At 51.5% G+C, this 2,884-nt stretch carries 2 protein-coding genes; both read left to right on the forward strand.

Going from position 1 to position 2,884, the window contains the following annotated elements; genetic code table 11:
• Positions 1 to 419: 419 nt before the first annotated feature.
• Positions 420 to 935 (forward strand): hypothetical protein, encoded by a 516-nt coding sequence (locus tag IBX50_RS19315; RefSeq protein ID WP_292258027.1) that lies wholly within the window; start codon positions 420 to 422, stop codon positions 933 to 935.
• Between the two features lie 136 nt (positions 936 to 1,071).
• Positions 1,072 to 2,877, forward strand: coding sequence for an acyl-CoA dehydrogenase C-terminal domain-containing protein (locus IBX50_RS19320; protein WP_292258028.1), 1,806 nt, complete (start codon positions 1,072 to 1,074; stop codon positions 2,875 to 2,877).
• Positions 2,878 to 2,884 lie beyond the last annotated feature (7 nt).

Raw genomic sequence — 2,884 nt, forward strand, 5'->3', positions numbered from 1 at the left:
GGTGCCGGAGCTGGTGCCGGAGCTGGTGCTAGAGCCGGGCGAGAAGCCGGTGCCGGTGTTGCTCTGACCGGAGGACGAATTGTTTCTCGCGGGGGGGGCTGGGTTGCACCAACACTGACATGGCTGGATGTACCATGATTAACCCCACCCTGACAGGCGGTTAGCAACAGGGTAAAAGCCAGTAATACTGGTATTCTGAGCGAAGCAAGACGATTTAAAAGGTGCATCTTAGTCCCTGAACAGAAAATATTAATCCAATTATAAAGCAAACACTGAAGAGTAACAGATTCAGTCTTTTACTGGGCAGCCGAGGGGCTTTTATCTATACTTTCAGCTAACAGGCTAAAGAAAGTCTGCAAATGGTCGATTAAAAAACTTACTTTAGCTTTTTAAGCTTCCTCTGACACTGGGGTTCCGCCATGGTTCTGCTTTCAGTTGAGTCCTCCTCTCTCTCCTGGTCTCGCCAGCAGACAGCAGCGCCCGGCGGCGTCAAAAAAAAAGCCGCTCAAACGGCTGAGCAGCCTCATCAAGAAAAGACTAAACCACGTCAGCTGAACGATGTAGCGGCAGGTGAAAGCAATTCGAGAACCGCTAGCCTGCCCGATGAAACCTTCCAGCTCGATGAAGATAGCAGCCACAGCCACAGTTACCCTGACTTCACCTTGAGCCTGAAAAGCCAGGACAACAAAGGCACAACCCCAGAAGCCTTCACCCACAGCGAAGAAGCAAGACACGGACGCAAACGCCCACCTCTGCCTTTCACTTTCGGTTTTGGCATCCGCCGTCCCATGGCCATTGCTGTTGCCATGCGCCAGCCGATTTTTGGTAATGAATCACCCCTCTCAGCTGCTCAGGCCATAGGTGAAACACTTGATCTTGCTGCCACCAACCGCCTCCCCTATGTCCGTGGCAGCCAGCTCAGCCTGGTCGCCTGATCCAATCCTTTCAAAAAAGCACTTTCACCACTTGACACCCGCCATCCCATGACTTAACTTTCAAACATACGTTTGAACTTCTGGCAGAACCAAAAGACAAACCAACAACAATCAGCTGCGAAGCAAGAGGTTACCCATGCCAACATACAAGACCCCCCTGCGTGACATACGTTTTGTCATGAATGAACTGCTCAATTTTGAAGGCCACTACCGCGCCCTGCCGGGTGGCGAAGATGCCATTGAAGTGACTGATGCCATTCTGGAAGAGGGTGCCAAGTTTGCCGAAAACGTATTAACTCCATTGAACCTACCTGGTGACCAGCAGGGTTGTTCACTGGAAGATGGCGTGGTTACAGTTCCCGATGGTTTCAAGGAAGCTTATCAGCAGTATGTAGATGGTGGCTGGCCCTCCATGACCCAGAATCCTGAATACGGCGGTCAAGGCCTGCCTCACTCATTGGGTCTGGTGATGAACGAAATGATCTGTTCATCCAACCTGGCCTGGGGCATGTATCCCGGTTTGTCTCACGGCGCCATGAGTGCACTGGAACACCACGGCACCGAAGAGCTGAAGCAGACCTACCTGACCAAACTGATTGAAGGTCGCTGGACGGGCACCATGTGTCTGACTGAGCCTCATTGTGGTACTGATCTGGGACTGATCAAAACCCGCGCAATTCCTGAAGCTGATGGCAGTTACAAGGTCAGTGGCACCAAAATTTTTATCTCTGCCGGTGAACATGAACTATCCGAGAACATTGTGCATCTGGTACTGGCAAAACTGCCGGATGCCCCTGCAGGCAGCAAAGGCATTTCTCTGTTTGTGGTACCCAAGTTCCTGCCAGATGCCGCCGGTGAAGCCGGAGAGCGTAATGGTGTGGTGTGTGGATCACTGGAACACAAGATGGGTATCCACGGTAACTCCACCTGTGTGATGAACTTTGATGATGCCACCGGATATATGGTGGGACAGCCCAACAAGGGTCTGGCCGCCATGTTCACCATGATGAATGCTGCCCGTATTGGTGTAGGTATTCAGGGACAAGCACTGATTGAAGTCTCCTTCCAGAACGCCCTGGCTTATGCTCGTGATCGCCTGCAGATGCGCGCACTGTCCGGCCCTAAAGCACCGGAAAAAGCCGCCGATCCAATCATTGTGCACCCGGATGTTCGTCGTATGCTGCTGACCCAGAAAGCCTTCAGTGAAGGTGGTCGAGCACTGATTCTTTATACTGCTCAGCTGGTGGATCTGGTGGAATACGGCAGTGATGAAGACAAAAAAGAAGCCGATGAAATCCTCGGCCTGCTGACCCCAATTGTTAAAGCCTTCCTGACCGAAGTTGGTTTTGAAGCCACTAACGAAGGTGTGCAGGTTTTTGGTGGTCACGGCTTTATTCAGGAATGGGGCATGGAGCAGTTTGTTCGTGATGCTCGTATCACCCGCCTGTATGAAGGCACCACCGGTATTCAGGCACTGGATCTGCTGGGTCGTAAAATCCTGATGAATCAGGGTGAAACTCTGCGTAAATTCACCAAACAGATTCACAAATACTGCCAGTCCATCAGTCAGCAAGAGTTGATGCACGACTTTGCCAAACCGCTGATTGAGCTGAACAAGGAATGGGGCGATCTGACCATGAAAATTGGTATGTCCGCCATGAAAAACCGTGAAGAAGTGGGTGCCGCTTCAGTGGATTACCTGATGTATTCTGGTTATGTGGTGTTGGCCTACTTCTGGGCACAGATGGCAGAAATCGCGCAGAAAAAACTGGCCGAAGGCAGCAGTGAACAAGCGTTCTATCAGGCCAAGCTGGATACTGCACGCTTTTATTATGCCCGCCTGTTGCCCCGCACCCGTGCTCACGCTGCAGCCATGACTGCCGGTGTTGATTGTTTGCTGGCGATGGAAGAAAGTGCTTTTGGTCTGGGTTTTGAGGTTTAAAGTTTAG

This window comes from Marinospirillum sp. (assembly GCF_014859565.1).

Coding starts and splice junctions, on each gene's coding strand:
- IBX50_RS19315 (WP_292258027.1), top strand. CDS start 420: ATGGTTCTGCTTTCAGTTGAGTCCTCCTCTCTCTCCTGGTCTCGCCAG.
- IBX50_RS19320 (WP_292258028.1), top strand. CDS start 1,072: ATGCCAACATACAAGACCCCCCTGCGTGACATACGTTTTGTCATGAAT.